At 58.6% G+C, this 19,405-nt stretch carries 22 protein-coding genes; 16 read left to right on the forward strand and 6 right to left on the reverse strand.

From position 1 onward, the window contains the following. Positions 1–317: 317 nt before the first annotated feature. Positions 318–2,360 (reverse strand): phenylacetic acid degradation bifunctional protein PaaZ, encoded by a 2,043-nt coding sequence (gene paaZ / locus AC0TN7_RS21970; protein WP_473702457.1) that lies wholly within the window; start codon positions 2,358–2,360, stop codon positions 318–320. Positions 2,361–2,644: 284 nt separating this feature from the next. Here paaZ and paaA point away from each other — a divergent pair, with 284 nt between their 5' ends. From paaA to AC0TN7_RS22050, 16 genes are all read left to right on the forward strand, one after another. After that, positions 2,645–3,574: a 1,2-phenylacetyl-CoA epoxidase subunit PaaA gene (gene paaA / locus AC0TN7_RS21975; protein WP_024908043.1), complete on the forward strand. Its 930-nt coding sequence runs from the start codon at positions 2,645–2,647 to the stop codon at positions 3,572–3,574. Positions 3,575–3,585: 11 nt separating this feature from the next. After that, the gene (paaB, locus tag AC0TN7_RS21980) at positions 3,586–3,873 is read left to right on the forward strand and encodes a 1,2-phenylacetyl-CoA epoxidase subunit PaaB (RefSeq protein ID WP_008502380.1); all 288 of its coding nucleotides are present in this window, start codon (positions 3,586–3,588) and stop codon (positions 3,871–3,873) included. A gap of 8 nt (positions 3,874–3,881) precedes the next feature. Beyond that, positions 3,882–4,628: a 1,2-phenylacetyl-CoA epoxidase subunit PaaC gene (gene paaC, locus AC0TN7_RS21985; protein WP_473702458.1), complete on the forward strand. Its 747-nt coding sequence runs from the start codon at positions 3,882–3,884 to the stop codon at positions 4,626–4,628. 11 nt (positions 4,629–4,639) lie between these two features. Continuing rightward, the gene (gene paaD / locus AC0TN7_RS21990) at positions 4,640–5,137 is read left to right on the forward strand and encodes a 1,2-phenylacetyl-CoA epoxidase subunit PaaD (protein ID WP_473702459.1); all 498 of its coding nucleotides are present in this window, start codon (positions 4,640–4,642) and stop codon (positions 5,135–5,137) included. A 7-nt stretch (positions 5,138–5,144) separates the two neighbouring features. Further along, positions 5,145–6,215, forward strand: coding sequence for a 1,2-phenylacetyl-CoA epoxidase subunit PaaE (paaE, locus tag AC0TN7_RS21995; protein WP_473702460.1), 1,071 nt, complete (start codon positions 5,145–5,147; stop codon positions 6,213–6,215). Then, positions 6,212–6,979 (forward strand): 2,3-dehydroadipyl-CoA hydratase PaaF, encoded by a 768-nt coding sequence (paaF, locus tag AC0TN7_RS22000; protein ID WP_473702461.1) that lies wholly within the window; start codon positions 6,212–6,214, stop codon positions 6,977–6,979. The genes paaE and paaF overlap by 4 nt, the downstream gene beginning before the upstream one ends. Further along, the gene (gene paaG / locus AC0TN7_RS22005) at positions 6,979–7,767 is read left to right on the forward strand and encodes a 2-(1,2-epoxy-1,2-dihydrophenyl)acetyl-CoA isomerase PaaG (RefSeq protein WP_473702528.1); all 789 of its coding nucleotides are present in this window, start codon (positions 6,979–6,981) and stop codon (positions 7,765–7,767) included. The genes paaF and paaG overlap by 1 nt, the downstream gene beginning before the upstream one ends. 1 nt (position 7,768) lies before the next feature. After that, a complete protein-coding gene (paaH, locus tag AC0TN7_RS22010; protein ID WP_473702462.1) occupies positions 7,769–9,193 on the forward strand; it encodes a 3-hydroxyacyl-CoA dehydrogenase PaaH in 1,425 nt (474 codons plus the stop codon). Then, positions 9,183–9,611 (forward strand): hydroxyphenylacetyl-CoA thioesterase PaaI, encoded by a 429-nt coding sequence (paaI, locus tag AC0TN7_RS22015; protein WP_048993092.1) that lies wholly within the window; start codon positions 9,183–9,185, stop codon positions 9,609–9,611. The genes paaH and paaI overlap by 11 nt, the downstream gene beginning before the upstream one ends. Further along, a complete protein-coding gene (gene pcaF / locus AC0TN7_RS22020; protein ID WP_061715253.1) occupies positions 9,604–10,809 on the forward strand; it encodes a 3-oxoadipyl-CoA thiolase in 1,206 nt (401 codons plus the stop codon). Before paaI ends, pcaF begins: the two co-directional genes overlap by 8 nt. 26 nt (positions 10,810–10,835) lie before the next feature. Further along, positions 10,836–12,152 carry a phenylacetate--CoA ligase PaaK gene (paaK, locus tag AC0TN7_RS22025; RefSeq protein ID WP_024908034.1) on the forward strand — a complete coding sequence of 439 codons (1,317 nt, stop codon included), beginning with the start codon at positions 10,836–10,838 and terminating at the stop codon, positions 12,150–12,152. A gap of 90 nt (positions 12,153–12,242) precedes the next feature. Then, entirely contained in the window at positions 12,243–13,178 is a 936-nt protein-coding gene (gene paaX, locus AC0TN7_RS22030; RefSeq protein ID WP_248164348.1) for a phenylacetic acid degradation operon negative regulatory protein PaaX, read from the forward strand. A 9-nt stretch (positions 13,179–13,187) separates the two neighbouring features. Then, positions 13,188–13,784 carry a phenylacetic acid degradation protein PaaY gene (gene paaY / locus AC0TN7_RS22035; protein ID WP_048993097.1) on the forward strand — a complete coding sequence of 199 codons (597 nt, stop codon included), beginning with the start codon at positions 13,188–13,190 and terminating at the stop codon, positions 13,782–13,784. A gap of 102 nt (positions 13,785–13,886) precedes the next feature. After that, complete coding sequence (locus tag AC0TN7_RS22040) at positions 13,887–14,630, forward strand: SDR family oxidoreductase (protein WP_463726655.1); 744 nt, start codon at positions 13,887–13,889, stop codon at positions 14,628–14,630. Between the two features lie 52 nt (positions 14,631–14,682). Next, on the forward strand, positions 14,683–15,165 hold the full coding sequence (locus AC0TN7_RS22045; protein ID WP_463726656.1) for a glutathione peroxidase: 483 nt from the start codon (positions 14,683–14,685) through the stop codon (positions 15,163–15,165). Between the two features lie 105 nt (positions 15,166–15,270). Continuing rightward, positions 15,271–15,831, forward strand: coding sequence for a hypothetical protein (locus tag AC0TN7_RS22050; protein WP_048993101.1), 561 nt, complete (start codon positions 15,271–15,273; stop codon positions 15,829–15,831). Positions 15,832–15,925: 94 nt separating this feature from the next. On the opposite strand, the gene AC0TN7_RS22055 is transcribed toward AC0TN7_RS22050, so the two are convergent. From AC0TN7_RS22055 to AC0TN7_RS22075, 5 genes are all read right to left on the reverse strand, one after another. Next, on the reverse strand, positions 15,926–16,312 hold the full coding sequence (locus tag AC0TN7_RS22055; RefSeq protein ID WP_048993103.1) for a contact-dependent growth inhibition system immunity protein: 387 nt from the start codon (positions 16,310–16,312) through the stop codon (positions 15,926–15,928). A 203-nt stretch (positions 16,313–16,515) separates the two neighbouring features. Further along, positions 16,516–17,052: a GNAT family N-acetyltransferase gene (locus AC0TN7_RS22060; protein ID WP_463726657.1), complete on the reverse strand. Its 537-nt coding sequence runs from the start codon at positions 17,050–17,052 to the stop codon at positions 16,516–16,518. A gap of 190 nt (positions 17,053–17,242) precedes the next feature. Beyond that, positions 17,243–17,680, reverse strand: a complete 438-nt coding sequence (locus AC0TN7_RS22065; RefSeq protein WP_048993106.1) for a VOC family protein — start codon at positions 17,678–17,680, stop codon at positions 17,243–17,245. A 13-nt stretch (positions 17,681–17,693) separates the two neighbouring features. Next, complete coding sequence (locus AC0TN7_RS22070) at positions 17,694–18,131, reverse strand: VOC family protein (RefSeq protein WP_048993107.1); 438 nt, start codon at positions 18,129–18,131, stop codon at positions 17,694–17,696. 79 nt (positions 18,132–18,210) lie between these two features. Further along, positions 18,211–19,371 carry an MFS transporter gene (locus AC0TN7_RS22075; protein ID WP_473702463.1) on the reverse strand — a complete coding sequence of 387 codons (1,161 nt, stop codon included), beginning with the start codon at positions 19,369–19,371 and terminating at the stop codon, positions 18,211–18,213. Positions 19,372–19,405: the final 34 nt, after the last annotated feature.

Genomic DNA, 19,405 nt, shown 5'->3' on the forward strand with positions numbered 1-19,405 from the left:
TGTGAACGTGCCAGGGTGGCTCAGTCGCCACCACCCTGGCGACCCGGGCTCCCGGCGGTAAATCGCCGCAGCGCGGTACCTTCGGCTTATTCCTTCCGGCTTATCGGGTACGGGCGGAGGTAACATCCCTGTAAAGCCCGCTCTCTCGGCGCATCCCGGCGCCTCGCCCCGGCCGGAAGGCAAACGCCTCAGCGATTTACAGCCGGACCAGGGCATCGCTGAAGGCCCTCAGCCATTCTAAAAGCAGCGTTATTGCTTCTGCTTGCACATTACTTGAGAGCGCTCAGCCATTGTGGAGAGGATGAGGAGCAGGGAACTTAGCTGAAATCACCCTGCTGGCGCGCCACCAGCGTCAGAATGGAGTAGAGCGCCACGGCCTGCTGGTGCTGGTTGAAGATCTCAACCGCCCACTCCACCACGCCCGTCGGTTTTTCCTCCGCGGTACGCTGTTTCTTCAGCGTTTTACGTTTGCAGGTCAGACGCACCTGAATGGTATCGCCCGGTTTAACCGGCTCGATAAAGCGCAGGTTTTCCATGCCGTAGTTGGCAATCACCGGCCCGACGCCCGCATCAACGAACAGTCCCGCCGCGGCGGAAATCAGGAAGTAGCCGTGCACCACGCGCTCGCCAAAGATCGACTCTGCCGCGCCGATCTTGTCCATGTGGGCGTAGAAGTGGTCGCCGCTCAGGCAGGCAAAGTTCACGATGTCCGCTTCCGTGAGGGTGCGGCGCGGCGTCAGCAGGCTGTCGCCCGGATGCAGCTCCTCAAAGTATTTGCGGAACGGATGCACGCGATCTTCCTGCACCGCTGCGCCACGCACCCACTGTTTGCCGATGGCGGCCAGCATGGTCGGACTGCCCTGAATCGCGGTGCGCTGCAGGTAGTGCTTCACCGCGCGCAGGCCGCCCAGCTCTTCGCCGCCGCCCGCGCGCCCCGGGCCACCGTGCACCAGCTGTGGCAGCGGGGAACCGTGGCCGGTGGACTCTTTCGAGGCTTCCTCGTTGAGGATCTGAATACGCCCGTGGGCGCGCGCCGCACCGAGAATAAACTGGCGGGCAGTGTCCTGGTCAGCGGTGACCAGCGTGCCCGCCAGGCTGCCGCCGCCCGCGCGGGCAAGCTGCATTGCGTGGCGCGCGTTGCGATACGGCATCAGCGTCGCGACCGGGCCAAAGGCTTCGGTTGAGTGCACTGCCGGAGTTTCATCCGGCTGCGGGCAGAACAGCAGGGTCGGCGGGTAGAACGCGCCCGCGGCCTGCAAATCCGCTTTGCCACCCAGGCGGGCCTGGCAGCCTGCGGCGATCAGTTGCTCCACTTTCTCCTGCACGTCCGCACGCTGTTCGGCGTTGACCAGCGCGCCCATCTTTACCCCTTCCTGCGCCGGATCGCCCACAACCACCTTTTCCAGCCGGGCAACCAGCGCCTGGCTCACGGCGTCAATCTGGTTTTGCGGGACGATAATGCGGCGAATGGCCGTACATTTCTGCCCGGCTTTGGCGGTCATCTCGCGCACCACTTCCCGAATGAACAGGGCAAACTCCGGCTGCTCCGGCGTGACGTCTTCCCCCAGCACGCAGCAGTTCAGGGAGTCGGCTTCCATGGTGAACGGAATCGAATTCGCCACAATATTCGGGTGCACGCGCAGGCTTTGCCCGGTGCTGGCGGAGCCGGTAAAGGTCACCACGTCCTGGCTGTCGAGCTGGTCGAGCAGATCCCCGGCGCCACCGCAGATCAGGCTGATGGCGCCGTCCGGCACCAGCCCGCTGTCGACGATGGATTTCACCATCGCCTGCGTCACCTGCGCGGTAGCGGTAGCGGGTTTGATGATGGCGGGCATGCCGGCAAGCCAGGTCGGGGCCAGCTTTTCCAGCATCCCCCAGCAGGGGAAGTTAAAGGCGTTGATGTGCACCGCCACGCCGGATTTGGAGGTCAGCACGTGACGCGCGGCAAAGCCGCCTTCTTTTGATAGCGGGATCAGCTCGTCTTCCGGCCACACGGTGTCATCCGGCAGCTCGCGGCTGCCAAGGCTGGCGTAAGTGAAGAGGGTGCCGATCCCGCCTTCGATATCGACCCAGCTGTCCGCCTTCGTCGCTCCGGTCTGGGCGGACAGGGCATAAAACGTCTCTTTCTCGCTAAGCAGGTGCTTTGCCACCGCCTTCAGCATGGCCGCGCGTTCGATAAAGGTCATCGCGTGAAGCGCTTCGCCGCCGCGCTCAATCGCATAGCGACGGGCGGCCGCCATGTCCAGCCCTTCGCTGGTCACGCTCCACAGCGCTTCGCCACTGATGGCGTGATGAATAGTGCGTTCGCGGCCCCGGCCAGACTGCCAGGTACCGGATAAGAAGCTGGCTAACTGCTGCATCGCTTATCTCCAAATGTTACGTAATTTACCCATTAATAGTTTGATCATGAATCATAAAAATCAAGCTGAGTTTTAATGAATTGTTAACATTGTGATCCGCTCTGATGAAACGTGGCGCGCGAGGACGCTCTTCAGTAAGCCTGCAGTAAAAGCCTTGCGAGCGATATCACAAAACAAGGAAACAATTCTTGGGGTTATATTTAACCTTTGTGTAGCTTTTAAAAAACAAAGTGATTCAACATTACGCTTTAATTTGCAAACTAACGAATCATAAAGGTGATGACGTGACGCAAGAACAACGGTTTGAGCAGCGCATAGCGCAGGAGACGGCGATTGAGCCTCAGGACTGGATGCCTGACGCCTACCGTAAGACGTTGATCCGCCAGATTGGCCAGCATGCGCACTCCGAAATTGTCGGCATGCTGCCGGAAGGGAACTGGATCACCCGCGCCCCGACGCTGCGCCGAAAAGCGATCCTGCTGGCGAAGGTGCAGGACGAAGCCGGACACGGGCTTTACCTCTACAGCGCGGCGGAAACGCTGGGCTGCGCGCGGGAAGACATCTACCAGAAGATGCTCGACGGCAAGATGAAATACTCCTCCATCTTCAACTATCCGACCCTGAGCTGGGCCGATATCGGCGTGATCGGCTGGCTGGTGGACGGCGCGGCCATCGTCAACCAGGTGGCGCTGTGCCGAACCTCCTACGGTCCGTATGCCCGCGCGATGGTGAAAATCTGTAAAGAAGAGAGCTTCCACCAGCGCCAGGGCTTTGAAGCCTGCATGGCGCTGGCGCAGGGGAGCGAGGCCCAGCGCCAGATGCTGCAGGACGCCATCAACCGCTTCTGGTGGCCGGCGCTAATGATGTTCGGACCAAACGACGACAATTCGCCGAACAGCGCCCGCAGCCTGGCGTGGAAAATCAAACGCTTCGGCAACGACGAGCTGCGCCAGCGCTTTGTCGACAACACGGTGCCGCAGGTGGAGATGCTGGGCATGACGGTGCCCGATCCCGACCTGCGTTTGGATGAAGAGAGCGGTCATTATCGCTTCGGCGAGATCGACTGGCAGGAGTTTGACGAGGTCATTAACGGGCGCGGCATCTGCAACCACGAACGCCTGGCCGCCAAACGCAAAGCCTGGGAAGAGGGGGCGTGGGTGCGGGAAGCCGCACTGGCGCACGCGGAAAAACAACACGCCCGCAAAGTGGCTTAAGAGGAATCACGATGAGCAATGTCTACTGGCCGCTGTACGAAGTGTTCGTACGCAGCAAACAAGGGTTATCCCACCGTCACGTGGGCAGTCTGCATGCCGCCGACGATCGCATGGCGCTGGAAAATGCGCGTGATGCCTACACCCGCCGCAGCGAAGGCTGTTCTATCTGGGTGGTTAAGGCGAGCGAGATTGTCGCCTCCCAGCCGGAAGAGCGCGGCGAGTTCTTCGACCCGGCGGAAAGCAAGGTTTACCGCCATCCGACGTTCTACACCATCCCTGACGGCATCGAGCACATGTGAGGCAAAGAATGAATTCAGTGACTGCCTATGCCCTGCGTCTGGGCGATAACGGTCTGGTGCTCTCCCAGCGTCTCGGCGCCTGGTGCGGCCACGCGCCGGAGCTGGAGATCGATCTCGCGCTCGCCAATATCGGCCTCGACCTGCTGGGCCAGGCGCGCAATTTCCTGACCTATGCCGCGGAGCGGGAAGGCCAGGGCGATGAAGACACGCTGGCGTTTGGCCGCGACGAGCGCCAGTTCCGCAATGTGCTGCTCGTGGAGCAGCCGAACGGCAGCTTCGCCGACACGATTGCCCGCCAGTACCTGATGGATGCCTGGAACGTGGCGCTGTATGAACGCCTGACCCAAAGCCGCGACGGCCAGCTTGCCGCCATTGCCGCCAAAGCGATTAAAGAGGCGCGCTACCACCTGCGCTTCAGCCGCGGCTGGCTGGTGCGTCTGGGCGACGGGACCGAAACGTCCGCGCAAAAAATGCAGCAGGCCATCGAAAGCCTGTGGCGTTTTACGGCCGAGCTGTTTGAAGCTGATGACGTCGAACGGGAGCTGATTGAGTCCGGCGTGGCGGTTGACCCGCGCCTCCTGCGTCAGCCGTGGGAAAGCGAAGTGTATGCCGGTCTGAATGAAGCCTGCCTGCAGGTGCCCGCAGAGGTGGCGTACCGCACTGGGGGCAAGCAGGGGCTGCACACCGAACATCTGGGCCCGATGCTGGCGGAAATGCAGTATCTCCAGCGCGCGTATCCCGGTCAGCAGTGGTAAAGGAGAACGCTATGCAACGCCTCGTCGACATCGCGCCCGCGCAAATCCCGCAGATCTGGGCGCTGCTAAGCCAGATCCCGGACCCGGAAGTGCCGGTGTTAACCATCACCGATTTAGGCATGGTGCGCAGCGTGAAGGCGCAGGGGGAAGGCTGGGTTATCGGCTTCACGCCAACCTACTCGGGCTGTCCTGCAACGGAACATCTGCTGGGGGCGATCCGCGATGCGATGACCGCGCACGGCTTTACCCCGGTGCACATTGTACTTCAGCTTGAACCCGCCTGGACCACCGACTGGATGACCGCCGACGCGCGCGAGCGCCTGCGGGCGTACGGCATCAGTCCGCCGGTGGGGCATAGCTGTCACGCGCACGCGCCGGTGGAGGTGAGCTGTCCGCGCTGCGCCAGCACCGACACCTCGCTTATCAGTGAATTTGGCTCGACGGCCTGCAAAGCGCTCTACCGCTGCAATTCCTGCCGTGAGCCCTTCGACTATTTCAAATGTATTTGAGGCTGCCATGACAACGTTTCATTCATTAACAGTGGCAAAAGTGGAACCCGAAACCCGCGACGCGGTGACCATTACCTTTGCGGTGCCGCAGGCGCTGCAGGAGGCCTACCGCTTTCGTCCCGGCCAGCACCTGACGTTAAAAACGACGCTTGGCGGAGACGAGCTGCGCCGCTGCTACTCCATCTGCCGGAGTACCGCTCCGGGCGAAATCAGCGTGGCGGTCAAAGCCATCGACGGCGGGCGCTTTTCCCGCTATGCCCGGGATGAGATCAAAGCGGGCATGGCGCTGGAGGTGATGGTTCCTCAGGGGCAGTTTGGCTACCAGCCGAGGGCTGACCGCGAGGGCCACTACCTGGCAATTGCGGCAGGCTCGGGGATCACCCCGATGCTGGCGATTATCTCCGCGACGCTTGAGACCGAACCGAACAGCCATTTCACCCTGATCTACGGCAACCGCAGCAGCCAGAGCATGATGTTCCGCCAGGCGCTGGCGGACCTGAAGGACAAATACCCGCAGCGGCTGCAGCTGGTCTCCATCTTCAGCCAGGAGCGGCTGGACAGCGATCTGCTCTTTGGCCGCATCGACGGGGAAAAACTGCAGGCGCTGGCGAAAACCCTGATCAACTTCCGCCAGTATGACGAGGCCTTTATCTGCGGCCCGTCGGCGATGATGGACGACGCCGAAGCCACGCTGAAGGCGCTGGGGATGCCGGACAAATCCATTCACCTTGAGCGTTTTAACACCTCCGGAATCACCGTTAAGCGCGCGGTGCACGTACAGGCGGAAGGCCAGAAAGTGACCGTGCGCCAGGACGGGCGCGACCGTGAAATCACCCTGACGGCAGATGATGAAAGTATTCTCGATGCCGCCCTGCGTCAGGGCGCGGATCTGCCGTATGCCTGCAAGGGCGGCGTCTGCGCCACCTGTAAATGCAAAGTGCTGCGCGGGAAAGTGGACATGGCGACCAACTACAGCCTGGAGCCGGACGAGCTGGCCGCCGGGTATGTGCTGAGCTGCCAGTCGCTGCCGTTAACCGCCGACGTGATTGTCGACTTCGACGCGAAGGGGATGGCATGAGCGAACTTATTGCTACCCGTCATGGCCGCGTGCTGCAGCTGACGCTCAACCGTCCGGCGGCGCGCAACGCCCTCAACAACGCGCTGTTAACCCAGCTTGCGGAACAGCTTGAGGCCACCGCCGTGGATGCCGACATTGCCGTCTGCGTGATTTACGGCAGCGAGCGCTGCTTTGCCGCCGGGGCCGATCTCAACGAAATGGCGGAGAAAGACCTGTCTGCCACCCTGAACGATATTCGCCCACAGCTGTGGGCACGCATTAACGCGTTCAGCAAACCGCTGATCGCCGCCGTGAACGGCTTCGCGCTGGGCGCGGGCTGCGAGCTGGCGCTGCTGTGCGACGTGGTGATTGCCGGTGACAACGCCCGTTTCGGCCTGCCGGAAATCACGCTCGGCATTATGCCCGGCGCGGGCGGCACCCAGCGTCTGATTCGCAGCGTCGGGAAATCCCTGGCCAGCAAAATGGTGCTGACGGGCGAGAGCATAACTGCACAACAGGCGCTGAGAGCCGGGCTGGTGAGCGATGTTTTCCCGGCAGCGCTGACGCTGGAGTATGCCCTGAAGCAGGCGGCCCTGATGGCGCGCCACTCGCCGCTGGCGCTGCAGGCGGCGAAACAGGCGCTGCGCCAGTCTCAGGAGGTACCGCTCCAGGCCGGGCTCGCGCAGGAGCGCCAGCTGTTTACGCTGCTTTCCGCCACCGAAGACCGCCGGGAGGGCATCGACGCCTTCTTACAAAAACGCACCCCCGACTTTAAAGGACGCTAATTGTGGAATTTATTCTCAGTCATGTAGAACAGGGCGTGATGACCATTACGCTGAACCGTCCGGAGCGTCTGAACAGCTTCAATGACGTGATGCACCAGCAGCTGGCCGAGTGCCTGAAACAGGCCGAGCGTGATGACACCGTGCGCTGTCTGCTGATCACCGGGGCAGGACGGGGCTTCTGTGCCGGTCAGGATCTGAATGACCGCAACGTCGACCCCAACGGCCCGGCGCCGGATCTGGGGATGTCCGTTGAAACCTTCTATAACCCGCTGGTTCGCCGCCTGGCAAAGCTGCCGAAGCCGGTCATCTGTGCCGTTAACGGCGTGGCGGCAGGTGCGGGGGCCACGCTGGCGCTGGGGTGCGACATGGTGATTGCGGCCCGTTCCGCCAACTTCGTGATGGCCTTCAGCAAGCTCGGCCTGGTGCCGGACTGCGGCGGCACCTGGCTGCTACCGCGCGTGGCGGGACGCGCCCGCGCCATGGGGCTAGCGCTGCTCGGGGACAAACTCAGCGCCGAACAGGCGCAGGCGTGGGGGATGATCTGGCAGGTGGTGGATGACGAGCAGCTCTCCACCACGGCGCAGCAGATGGCGCTGCATTTTGCGTCGCAGCCGACCTTCGGGCTGGGGCTGATCAAGCAGGCCATCAACGCTGCGGAAACCAATACCCTGGACGCCCAGCTCGATCTGGAGCGCGACTATCAGCGTCTGGCCGGACGCAGCGACGATTACCGCGAGGGCGTCAGCGCCTTCCTGACGAAGCGCACGCCGAACTTTACGGGGAAATAAGATGCTGAATATACGGACTGTCGCCGTGATCGGCAGCGGCACGATGGGCGCAGGGATTTCCGAAGTCGCCGCCAGCCACGGTCATCAGGTGCTGATCTACGACATCTCCAGCGATGCGATATCGCGCGCCATCGACGGGATCCGCCAGCGTCTGGCCTCCCGGGTAACGCGCGGAAAACTCTCCGACGATGCCGGGAGCCAGATCCTGGCCCGGCTGGTTCCCGTTACGGATATCGACGCGCTCTCCGCGGCCGATCTGGTCATAGAAGCGGCCTCAGAGCGTCTGGAGGTGAAAAAGGCGCTGTTTGCTCAACTGGCTGAGATCTGCCCGCCGCAGACGGTGCTGACCAGCAATACCTCTTCCATCTCCGTCACGGCGATTGCGGCGGACGTCCACCACCCGGAGCGGGTCGCAGGGCTGCACTTCTTTAACCCGGCGCCGGTGATGAAGCTGGTGGAAGTGGTCAGCGGGCTGGCGACCTCTGCGGAAGTGGCCGACGCGCTGTGCGAGCTGGCGCTGAACTGGGGCAAACAGCCCGTTCGCTGCCAGTCAACGCCGGGGTTCATCGTCAACCGCGTCGCCCGTCCGTTCTATTCCGAAGCCTGGCGCGCGCTGGAAGAGCAGGTTGCCCCTCCGGAGGTGATTGACGCCGCCCTGCGGGAAGGCGGCGGCTTCCCTATGGGGCCGCTGGAGCTGACCGACATGATTGGTCAGGACGTGAACTTTGCGGTGACCTGCTCGGTATTTAACGCCTTCTGGCAGGAGCGTCGTTTTCTGCCTTCGCTGGTGCAGCAGGAGCTGGTGCTGGCAGGAAGGCTGGGCAAAAAGAGCGGGAAAGGCGTTTATGACTGGCAGGGTGACAAACCTGACGTGCAGTGGGTTGAGTCGGTGAACGATAGCTATAGCCCGATGCGCGTGGAAAAAAGACGTGACGGTGTCACCGAAATTGATGATGTGTATCTGATTGAAACGCAGGGCGAGACTGCGCAGGCGCTGGCGCTGCGGCTCAACGGCCCGGTGGTGGTGGTGGACCGCATTGAGCGTGACGTGGCGGTCATTGCCGCCGCCGCCAGCAACCCGTATACCGCGACGCAAAAAGCCATCCGCTACCTGCAGCAGCAGGGGCATCGGGTGGTGCAAATTGCCGATTATCCCGGCCTGCTGATCTGGCGGACGCTGGCGATGATTGCCAACGAGGCGCTTGATGCCCTGCAAAAAGGGGTCGCCAGCGAGAAGGACATCGATACCGCTATGCGCCTCGGCGTGAACTACCCGAGCGGGCCGATCGCCTGGGGCGAGCGCCTGGGCTGGCAGCGCCTGCTGACGCTGCTGGAGAACCTGCAGCGTCATTACGGCGAAGAGCGTTATCGCCCCTGTTCACTGCTGCGCCAGCGCGCGCTTCTGGAGAGTAGCTATGAGTCATAACGCCTGGCATAACGCCCGCGCGATGTACGAACGGGACGCCTGCGCGCAGGCAATGGGAATGGACATTGTCGAGATGGATGAGGGCTACGCGGTGGTGACCATGACCATCACCCCGCAGATGCTGAACGGCCATAAAACCTGCCACGGCGGCCAGCTTTTTTCGCTGGCGGACACCGCTTTTGCCTACGCCTGCAACAGCCAGGGGCTGGCGGCGGTAGCCTCCGGCTGCTCGATTGATTTTCTGCGTCCGGGTTTTGCCGGGGACACGCTCACCGCCACCGCGCGGGTGAAGCATCAGGGCAGGCTGACCGGCGTGTATGACATTGAAATCCAGAACCAACAACAGAAAACCGTCGCCCTTTTTCGCGGAAAATCTCACCGCATCGGCGGCAGCGTGACAGGAGAGGCAGATGCGTGACGCATTTATTTGTGATGGCGTTCGAACCCCGGTGGGGCGCTACGGTGGCGCGCTTGCCGCAGTCCGAACCGACGATCTCGGCGCCGTGCCGCTGCGCGCGCTGCTCGCCCGCTACCCGCAGCTCGATCTGGAGCGGATTGACGACGTGATTTTCGGCTGCGCCAACCAGGCGGGGGAAGATAACCGCAACGTGGCGCGCATGTCTTCCCTGCTGGCCGGGCTGCCGCAGACGGTGTCCGGGACCACCCTTAACCGCTTGTGCGGTTCCGGGCTGGACGCGATTGGTTTTGCCGCCCGCACCATTAAGGCGGGCGACGGCGACCTGCTGATCGCGGGCGGCGTGGAGTCGATGTCCCGCGCGCCGTTTGTGATGGGCAAAGCCACCGCCGCGTTTCAGCGTCAGGCGGAGATCTTCGATACCACCATCGGCTGGCGATTTGTGAATCCGCTCATGCATCAGCAATTCGGAACTGACAGTATGCCGGAAACGGCAGAGAATGTAGCTGAATTGTTAAATATTAGCCGTACCGATCAGGACGCGTTCGCGCTGCGCAGCCAGCAGCGTACCGCGCAGGCGCAGCAGAACGGCATTCTGGCGCAGGAGATTGTGCCGGTGCTGGTGCCGGGCAAAAAAGGGGCAGTCACAGCGTTCAGCGTGGATGAACATCCGCGCGCGGACACCACGCTCGAGCAGCTTGCCGGTCTGAAAACGCCGTTCCGTAATAACGGAGTGGTTACGGCGGGAAATGCCTCCGGCGTCAACGACGGCGCTGCGGCGCTGATCGTCGCCAGCGAGAAGATGGCGCTGGCACAGGGGTTAGTCCCGCGCACGCGGATCGTGGCGATGGCGACGGCGGGCGTGGAGCCACGTCTGATGGGGCTCGGCCCGGTACCGGCCACTCGCAGGGTGCTGGAGCGCGCCGGACTCAGCATTAACGATATGGACGTGATCGAGCTTAACGAAGCTTTCGCCGCGCAGGCGCTGGGCGTGCTGCGTCAGCTGGGCCTGCCGGATGATGCCGCGCACGTCAACCCGAACGGTGGCGCGATTGCGCTGGGCCACCCGCTGGGCATGAGCGGTGCCAGGCTGGCGCTGGCCGCGAGTAACGAACTGCACCGACGCGGCGGGCGCTACGCGCTGTGTACGATGTGCATCGGTGTGGGTCAGGGCATTGCCATGATCCTTGAGCGTGTTTGAGCATAAAACAATGTGAGTACCCTACAATGACAAATACAACAAAGCTTGATCCGATTGAAACGGCCTCCCTTGACGAGTTACAGGCGCTGCAGACCGAACGTCTGAAGTGGACGCTGCATCACGCCTACAGCAACGTGCCGATGTACAAACGCAAGTTTGACGCCGCGGGCGTTCATCCTGACGATTTCAAAGAGCTGGCGGATATCCGTAAGTTCCCGTGCACCACCAAGCAGGACCTGCGGGATAATTATCCGTTCGATACCTTCGCCGTGCCGATGGAGCAGGTGGTGCGCATTCACGCCTCATCCGGCACCACCGGCAAACCGACGGTTGTCGGCTACACCCAGGGTGACATCGACAACTGGGCCAACCTCGTGGCGCGCTCCCTGCGCGCCGCGGGCGGCAGCGCGAAGGACAAAATTCACGTGGCGTATGGCTATGGCCTCTTTACCGGAGGGCTGGGGGCGCACTACGGCGCCGAGCGTTTAGGCGCGACGGTGATCCCGATGTCCGGCGGCCAGACGGAGAAGCAGGCGCAGCTGATCCGCGATTTCCAGCCGGACATGATCATGGTGACGCCATCCTACTGCCTCAACCTGATTGAGGAACTGGAGCGTCAGATGGGCGGCGATGCCAGCACCTGTTCCCTGCGCGTGGGCGTCTTCGGCGCCGAGCCGTGGACGCAGGCCATGCGTCGCGAAATTGAAAAACGCTTAGGCATTACCGCCCTGGACATCTATGGCCTCTCCGAAGTGATGGGGCCAGGCGTGGCGATGGAGTGTATCGAAACCGTCGACGGCCCGACCATCTGGGAAGATCATTTCTACCCGGAGATTGTCAACCCGAACGACGGCACGCCGCTGGATGACGGTCAGCAGGGCGAACTTCTGTTCACCACGCTGACCAAAGAGGCGCTGCCGGTGATCCGCTACCGCACCCGCGACCTGACGCGTCTGCTCCCGGCAACCGCGCGCAGCATGCGCCGTATGGATCGCATCAGCGGCCGCAGCGACGATATGCTGATCATTCGCGGCGTCAACGTCTTCCCGTCGCAGCTGGAAGAGGAGATTGTGAAGTTCGAACATCTTTCGCCGCACTACCAGCTGGAGGTGAACCGTCGCGGGCATCTTGATTCACTTTCCGTGAAGGTGGAGCTGAAAGAGAGCAGCCTCACGCTGACGCACGAGCAGCGTTGCCAGGTGTGTCACCAGCTGCGCCACCGCATTAAGTCAATGGTGGGGATTTCCACCGACGTGACGATCGTGAACTGCGGCAGCATCCCGCGCTCAGAGGGGAAAGCCTGCCGGGTGTTTGACCTGCGTAAAGCGGCGGCCAACGGTTAAGTTTTCCCACACCCCGGCCCTCTCCCTTTGGGAGAGGGTTAGGGTGTGGGTCCTATGCTATGATTCATCCAGGACAAAAATAACAACAGAATGAATCACATGAATAAACTCGACGCCTTTATCCAGCACGCGGTCAGTTCCGTTCCCGTCAGCGGGACCTCGCTTATCTCCTCGTTATACGGTGACGCGCTTTCCCATCGCGGCGGAGAGATTTGGCTCGGCAGCCTGGCCGCGTTACTGGAAGGGATGGGATTTGGAGAGCGCTTTGTACGCACCGCGCTGTTTCGCCTTAACAAAGAGGGCTGGCTGGATGTTTCCCGCCTCGGGCGACGCAGCTTTTACCGCCTGAGCGATAAGGGGCTGCGCCTGACGCGCCGTGCGGAGAATAAGATCTACCGTGCGGAACTGCCCGCCTGGGACGGAAAATGGCTATTGCTGCTCTCAGAAGGGCTGGACAAAACCACCCTCGCCGACGTCAAAAAACAGCTGATCTGGCAGGGGTTTGGCACGCTGGCCCCGAGCCTGATGGCCTCGCCGTCGCAGCATCTGGCAGACGTGCAGTCTCTGCTTCACGATGCCGGGGTGGCGGAAAACGTGATTTTCTTTGAAGCCCACTCGCCGCTGGCGCTCTCCCGCGCCGCGCTGCGTTCACGCGTAGAAGAGTGCTGGCAGTTAACCGAGCAAAACGCGATGTACGAGTCGTTTATCAACTCGTTCCGGCCGCTGCTCCCGCTGCTGAAAGAGGCCGCGCCGGAGGATCTGACGCCGGAACGCTGCTTCCAGATCCAGCTGCTGCTGATTCATTTTTATCGTCGCGTGGTGCTGAAAGACCCGCTGCTGCCGGAAGAGTTGCTGCCCGCGCACTGGGCGGGACAAAGCGCCCGACAGCTCTGCATTAATATCTATCAGCGTGTCGCGCCGGGGGCGCTGGCGTTTGTCAGCGAGAAGGGCGAAACCTCCGTGGGCGAACTGCCCGTGCCCGGCACGCTCTACTATCAACGCTTTGGTGGTCTTACAAGCGCATAAGGAGTGAAGATGCCTGTTTATCAAATTGATGGTCTGACGCCGGTGGTACCTGACGAGAGCTACGTTCACCCAACGGCGGTGCTGATTGGCGACGTGATTCTGGGCAAAGGCGTCTATGTTGGTCCTAACGCCAGCCTGCGCGGTGATTTTGGCCGTATCGTGGTGAAAGACGGGGCCAACATTCAGGATAACTGCGTGATGCACGGTTTCCCGGAGCAGGACACGGTGGTGGAAGAGGATGGGCATATCGGCCACAGCGCCATTCTTCACGGCTGCGTGATCCGCCGCAATGCGCTGGTGGGCATGAACGCGGTGGTGATGGACGGGGCGGTCATCGGCGAAAACAGCATCGTCGGCGCGGCGGCGTTCGTGAAGGCGAAAGCGGAGATGCCCGCCAACCATTTGATTATCGGCAGCCCGGCCAAAGCGATTCGCGCCCTGAGCGAGCAGGAGCTGGCATGGAAGCAGCAGGGGACGCGGGAATATCAGGTTTTGGTGGAACGCTGCAAGCTCACTATGCACCAGGTCGAGCCGCTGCGCGAGGTTGAGCCTGAACGGAAACGGCTGACGTTTGATGAGAATTTACGGCCGAAGTCGTCGGTGTAGGACGGGAAGTTCGCGCCACGGCACTAACGGGAAGATGTTACCCCGCCTCGCCATGCTATAAATCCTCCGACACAGACTCATCACGATAAAGGACGCAGAGTTATGCTGAGAGGAAAACGCGCTGTTATCACGGGTGGCGGTGGGGGAGTTGGTCAGGCGCTGTGCGTCTGGCTGGCGCGAGAGGGCGTTGACGTGGATTTTAGTGCCCGTCGGGTGGAGGATATAGAAACAACCTGCGCCCTCATCGCGGCTGAAGGGGGTGTGGCAAGAGGGTATCTCTGCGATTTAGCCCAGCCGGAATCCGTTTCTCAGTTCTCTTCGCAGGTCTTACATGCAGACAGGCCAATCGATATTTTACTACTGAATGCTGCTCAGTGGCTGTCAGGGACTATAGACGAACAATCGAGCACAGAAATCGTCAATACCGTCAGTTCAGGCCTGACAGGTTCAATCCTGCTCACCCAGGCGCTGCTTCCTGGATTGCGACGCTCAGAGAGCGCTGACATCATTGCGATTATTTCCGCATGCGGTATTCCGAATTTTACAGATTCCATTGCCCATCCCGCTTTTTTTGCCAGCAAACATGGAATGAGCGGCTTTATCACCAAACTGTCAAAACAATTGTCCCGGGAAAATATAAGGGTGACCGGCTTGTATCCACCCGATTTTGAACTTACCGGGTTAGACGCGCTTGTCGACGATCGCTCACGAATGGGGGAGCGCTTAATGAATGGACGATCTGTCTGGGAAACGGTGCGTTTTGTGCTGACTCAGCCCCGTAGCTGCCATATTGGTACCGTCTACTTTCAGGGGCCCACTCGCGAAGATCTGGAATGTCAGTCCTGAACCTCGTATTTTTGTATCCACCTCTCGATTTAGCAGAACAGGTACCACACAGATGACGCGCTTTTACGAATTTACCGCTACCAGCCTTGATGGCCGACCGATCTCTATGGCCGACTATGCGGGTAGGGTGGTTCTGGTTGTTAATACGGCCAGCCAGTGCGGCTTTACGCCCCAGTATGCGGGTCTTGAAGCGCTGTACAAAAAATACGCCGATCAAGGGCTGGTGGTGCTTGGCTTCCCCTGCAACCAGTTCGGTAAGCAGGAGCCTGGCGGAGCCGACGACATCTCAAAGACCTGTTACATTAACTACGGCGTCAGCTTTCCCATGTTCGAGAAAGTCGAGGTCAACGGCGCCGCAGCACATCCGATTTTTCGTTATCTGAAAGACGAATTGCCCGGCGTGCTGGGTGGGCGGATTAAGTGGAACTTTACTAAATTTCTGATCGGGCGTGACGGTAAATCCCTCAAGCGCTTTGCACCAATGACTACGCCCGAGAAAATGGAGGGGACAATTGTTGCGGCACTGGGAAGGTGAGTGTTTTTGTCGCCAGAGCCATCCGTTTGTTGGGATATGCTGCTGTCATGACCTCAGCTTGTAAAGTAGTATGAATACTTCTGCATTATACACTCGGAATACTCCATGACATTACAAGCGACTTATCTTGAACAGGCCACGCCCGGCGATGAAACGGAAGGTGTTTCGATAATAGACGTCAATCCTTTTGGCTCTAAGGGAGAAAAAGATCGGCGGTTGCTAATGAGTAACGACGGCGAGCCCCTTCTGATTTTACAGTTATATATACGTGCAGATGAGGATGGCTGGCTTATTTCCAGCGCCTTTTCTGAGTTTCTTCTGAATGAATCTCACGTGGCTATTATTTGTGGCGACCATTTTCATGTTTTTGACATGGCCACACACATGTTCAAAAGCCATCCACTAGATGATTACGTTGGACATATTTATTCAGTTCCTGACATCCATGCAGACAAGCTACATGACCGGGTTCTGGTCGCCACTTACTGCCACGTTTTCCTGGTGGATATTGCTGCGGGCGTTATCTGGAAATCCAGGCAGTGTGCCATTGATGGTGTAATCATAACATCAATAGAGAATGATACAGTGCTTGGACAGGGAGAGTGGGACCCGCCAGGAGGCTGGGAACCTTTTAAGCTTGACCTTAAAACGGGTATCCTGATTTGAAGAAGTAATTATCCCACAGTAATTGGCAGAAGCAGATTTTGCTAACATTGTAACATCTTAATTGTGGATGAATTTCTCTCAATGCTTAAAAATATCAATTGCGAGCAAGTGCTGATATTTTTTCAATAGATTTAATTGATTGGCTGTCAAGATTATGTTTATCCAACTGACTCAAATAGGCGCTAATCCGCTTCAAAATCGCCATTATCGAAGGGGGCTGTGCTTCAGTCAGCATCGAAATATCGTAAAGAAGTTGCCCGTCATAATCTCCAGCTAAAGGATCTTCGTATAAAAAAGCCTCAGCTCTTGGTAAAACATACTCCAAAAAGACATCTTGTCTGATTGATCTGGATATGTCAAAAATACTGAGCTCATCGATTGGTATATCCATAATAGAATAAAACCACTCATCCAAAGATGAACGATTAGTAGGTTTATAGTCAATGTGGTGGGCTTTTAAAATAGCACCGAACGTCGTCATTAACAGTCTCTTTTTGTAGTGTATATGGATGAGCATATAATACTCATCACATACGTTCAATTCGAAAACTAAAGATCCGATTCTTGCTCACCGCTGACCTTTAGCTCAGTTAGCATGTCCGCTCAGTGCCAGTGACGTACATTGGTTTTTTTCTGAACACCGCAGAATGATTCTTTTATTTAAATGATGTAGAGTAAGTACACTCACATTGATTGTCTTAACCATTCACTATGCGTGAGAGAGAAAAGCAGGCTCGGCGGCGCGTCTTTCACATCATAAATCTCTTTTATGTATTTCAACCCAGCTTTTTGAAGAACTTTCTGCGATGCCACGTGGTTACCTCTAACTACGGCAGAGATCTCGGTCAGCTTTAACTCACAAAAACCATATCTGACAGAGTTTTTCGAGAACTCTGTCGCCAGACCTTTTCCCCATGCCTCTGTGGCGAAACGATATCCTAAGTTATTAATTATTATATCAGCATAACTGCTGATACTCAGACCGCCAAAACCAATGATTCTATCAGGGCTATCCTTCAAAGAGATTGCCCAGTTTCCGAAACCGTGAGTTTCCCAGTGGTTGACCCAACGAACTAAAACATTTTTTGCATGCTGTATGTCAGGATACGGCCCAGCTGGGTTAAAGGTGTTCGTAGCCGGATCACCATAAATTCTGAAAAGATCATCGAGATCAGATTTAGTTACGGGACGAAGATACAGTCGAGGAGAGTGAAGTTGCAAAACAATTTCCTTAATTAAGAGTTCATCAGCATAGTTTGATAACTGTTTTTATAGTAAGTAAAAGTAGGTTCGTAACACCTCACACACCATTTACTATGCAGGGCTGTTGGAAATAATTCGATTCTGGGTTATAGATTCGAATATCGCTTGTCCGCTCTTCGCTAAAAGCGGACCATACCGTAAAACTTTATTAGTGAAGTGACTCTTTTTCTCCTGAGAGCGTATCTGCATCAGGTGAATAATTCCGGTAAACGCATGCCAGTTTATGCCCGTCAGGATCGCGCAGATAGGCAATATAAAAATCGGGGCCGTAGGCGGTTCGTGTACCGGGCACGCCTTCATCCTTTCCTCCCGCAAGAAGGCCTGCTGCATGGAAGCGTCTGACAATTTCCGCGTTATCGGCTCTGAATGCGAACATTGTCCCGTTTCCCGCCGTCGCGGGTTGCTGGTCAAAAGGAGGACAAATGCAGAAGCTAAATTCGTCATCCGGATGATTTTCGTTTCCCCACATTGCCCAGCTATCAGTCCAGGCGGGCAGACGTGAATAGCCCAGCACGTTAAAAATAGCGTCATAAAAGTTCACGGCGCGCTGAAAGTCATTTGTCCCTATCGTGATATAAGCCAGCACCTTATAACATCCTCTATCCACGCAGCCACGGCGTAATCGTCAGACCGGTCAGCAAACCTTCCGGGCTGAGCAGGCGAGTGACTGTCTGCCCCCACGGTTCTGTGCGGTTGGCGATCAACAACCGATAGCCTTTTTCACTCAAAACACGGGTAGCGGAATCGAGATCCTGCACCTCGTATTCAATCCATCCCTGCGGTATCGGATGCTCCACGGGCCACTGCGCTTCACCAAAACAGGACGTTGCCGCCTGTGACAGCGGCCAGACGGCAAAATGCTTCACGCCCGGTAAGCGTCCCTCTTCAGTGAGCAGATAATCGGCATTGCCCACCATCGGCTTCAGCGGTAGTCCGAGAGTCTGGATATAAAACGCGGTGCTGGACGCTGTATCCTGTGAAATGGGCCCGAACCCGGCGACGAACATGACATCAATTCCCGGTAACGTCTGCGACATATCCACTCCTTAATAGCCTGAAATGATGGAATTTAGCGTAGAGCCGTCTGAAATACGACTCTCAATTCTGGTATCGCATTCACCGCGCCTGCACGTTCACGGTGGGTTTGAAAGTGAACGCGATAACGATCAACAGCACGACTCCTGCACTCATCACCAGCCATGCGCTGGTCAGCGAGACCGAACTGTCGCGAACGATCCCTGCAACTAGCGGCATGAGCGCGGCGATCATATATCCTCCTCCCTGAACTTTAGACAGTAACTTCCCGGCCTGCGCGGGCGTTCGCGCATGATCGAACGTGACGATAAGCGACAGCGGGAAGAGGGCGCCGATACCGATGCCAAGCAGCAAGGTTGATAAGACCGGCGTGGTGCCCGGCGCAAAGACCAGACACAGTAATCCCGCCAGCAGCAGTAACAGTACTGTTATCAGCGGAACACGGCGGTCGGGGAATTTACCGATCAGCGCGGAGACGGCAAACCCGGCGGCCACCTCGGTTAAGGTCAGCCAGGCCAGCATATAGCCGCTGCTGCGTGCGGACCATCCAGCCTGAATATAGAGCGGGGGCAGCCAGGCTAAGACCAGCGTGTAGGCACCCGTCCCCACGCCAAAAAAGAGCAGAAGTAATCCAGTCCGGGAGGAAGAGAGCTTAACGGATTCATGTGCTGCTTGTTCCCCTTGAGGCTGCTTAACCAGGGGTAACCACAGCATCAGCGCCAGCAGCGCAAGCACGCCTGCCATAGCCAGCGCGGGCTTGAGCGTGAGCCATGAAAACAGCGGCTCGGCGCTGGCGGCGGCGACTGCCGCACCGGCCATAATGCCCGTGCTGAATAGCGACATGATCGTGCTGGCCGTTTGCGTATACGCCTTTTTTATCAGGGCAGGCATTAACGCCTGGATCGTGCCGATGCTGGCCCCGCCCAGTAACGCGGTGCCCATCAAACCCGTCAGCGAGGTGCTAAAACCGCGTAATGAACAGGCTACCAGCAGGATGAACAGCCCGAGCATTATTCCCCTGACGGCACCGATCCTGGCTAAAAGCCTGGGGCCACACAGGGCAGCCAGTCCCATCATCGCCACCGGCAGGGTAGTCAGCAGGCTGAATTGCGTCGCGGTCAGCCCCGCTTCGCGCTGCAGCACGGTGAAAAGAGGGCCGACCGAGGCCAGAATGGGGCGCAGGTTCAGCCCGACGATAAAAGCGATAACGGCGAAGAGTAACGGTGATGTACGTTTCAACATGGCATCCTTTTCGGTTGTGAATGGCCCAGGCAAA

Source organism: Enterobacter sp. PL_is511, from assembly GCF_055816065.1.

Bases quoted from the DNA above. Each gene is read 5' to 3' on its own strand.
- paaZ (WP_473702457.1), bottom strand. From the start codon at position 2,360: ATGCAGCAGTTAGCCAGCTTCTTATCCGGTACCTGGCAGTCTGGCCGG.
- paaB (WP_008502380.1), top strand. From the start codon at position 3,586: ATGAGCAATGTCTACTGGCCGCTGTACGAAGTGTTCGTACGCAGCAAA.
- paaC (WP_473702458.1), top strand. From the start codon at position 3,882: ATGAATTCAGTGACTGCCTATGCCCTGCGTCTGGGCGATAACGGTCTG.
- paaD (WP_473702459.1), top strand. From the start codon at position 4,640: ATGCAACGCCTCGTCGACATCGCGCCCGCGCAAATCCCGCAGATCTGG.
- paaE (WP_473702460.1), top strand. From the start codon at position 5,145: ATGACAACGTTTCATTCATTAACAGTGGCAAAAGTGGAACCCGAAACC.
- paaF (WP_473702461.1), top strand. From the start codon at position 6,212: ATGAGCGAACTTATTGCTACCCGTCATGGCCGCGTGCTGCAGCTGACG.
- paaH (WP_473702462.1), top strand. From the start codon at position 7,769: ATGCTGAATATACGGACTGTCGCCGTGATCGGCAGCGGCACGATGGGC.
- paaI (WP_048993092.1), top strand. From the start codon at position 9,183: ATGAGTCATAACGCCTGGCATAACGCCCGCGCGATGTACGAACGGGAC.
- pcaF (WP_061715253.1), top strand. From the start codon at position 9,604: ATGCGTGACGCATTTATTTGTGATGGCGTTCGAACCCCGGTGGGGCGC.
- paaK (WP_024908034.1), top strand. From the start codon at position 10,836: ATGACAAATACAACAAAGCTTGATCCGATTGAAACGGCCTCCCTTGAC.
- paaX (WP_248164348.1), top strand. From the start codon at position 12,243: ATGAATCACATGAATAAACTCGACGCCTTTATCCAGCACGCGGTCAGT.
- paaY (WP_048993097.1), top strand. From the start codon at position 13,188: ATGCCTGTTTATCAAATTGATGGTCTGACGCCGGTGGTACCTGACGAG.
- AC0TN7_RS22040 (WP_463726655.1), top strand. From the start codon at position 13,887: ATGCTGAGAGGAAAACGCGCTGTTATCACGGGTGGCGGTGGGGGAGTT.
- AC0TN7_RS22045 (WP_463726656.1), top strand. From the start codon at position 14,683: ATGACGCGCTTTTACGAATTTACCGCTACCAGCCTTGATGGCCGACCG.
- AC0TN7_RS22050 (WP_048993101.1), top strand. From the start codon at position 15,271: ATGACATTACAAGCGACTTATCTTGAACAGGCCACGCCCGGCGATGAA.
- AC0TN7_RS22055 (WP_048993103.1), bottom strand. From the start codon at position 16,312: ATGACGACGTTCGGTGCTATTTTAAAAGCCCACCACATTGACTATAAA.
- AC0TN7_RS22070 (WP_048993107.1), bottom strand. From the start codon at position 18,131: ATGTCGCAGACGTTACCGGGAATTGATGTCATGTTCGTCGCCGGGTTC.
- AC0TN7_RS22075 (WP_473702463.1), bottom strand. From the start codon at position 19,371: ATGTTGAAACGTACATCACCGTTACTCTTCGCCGTTATCGCTTTTATC.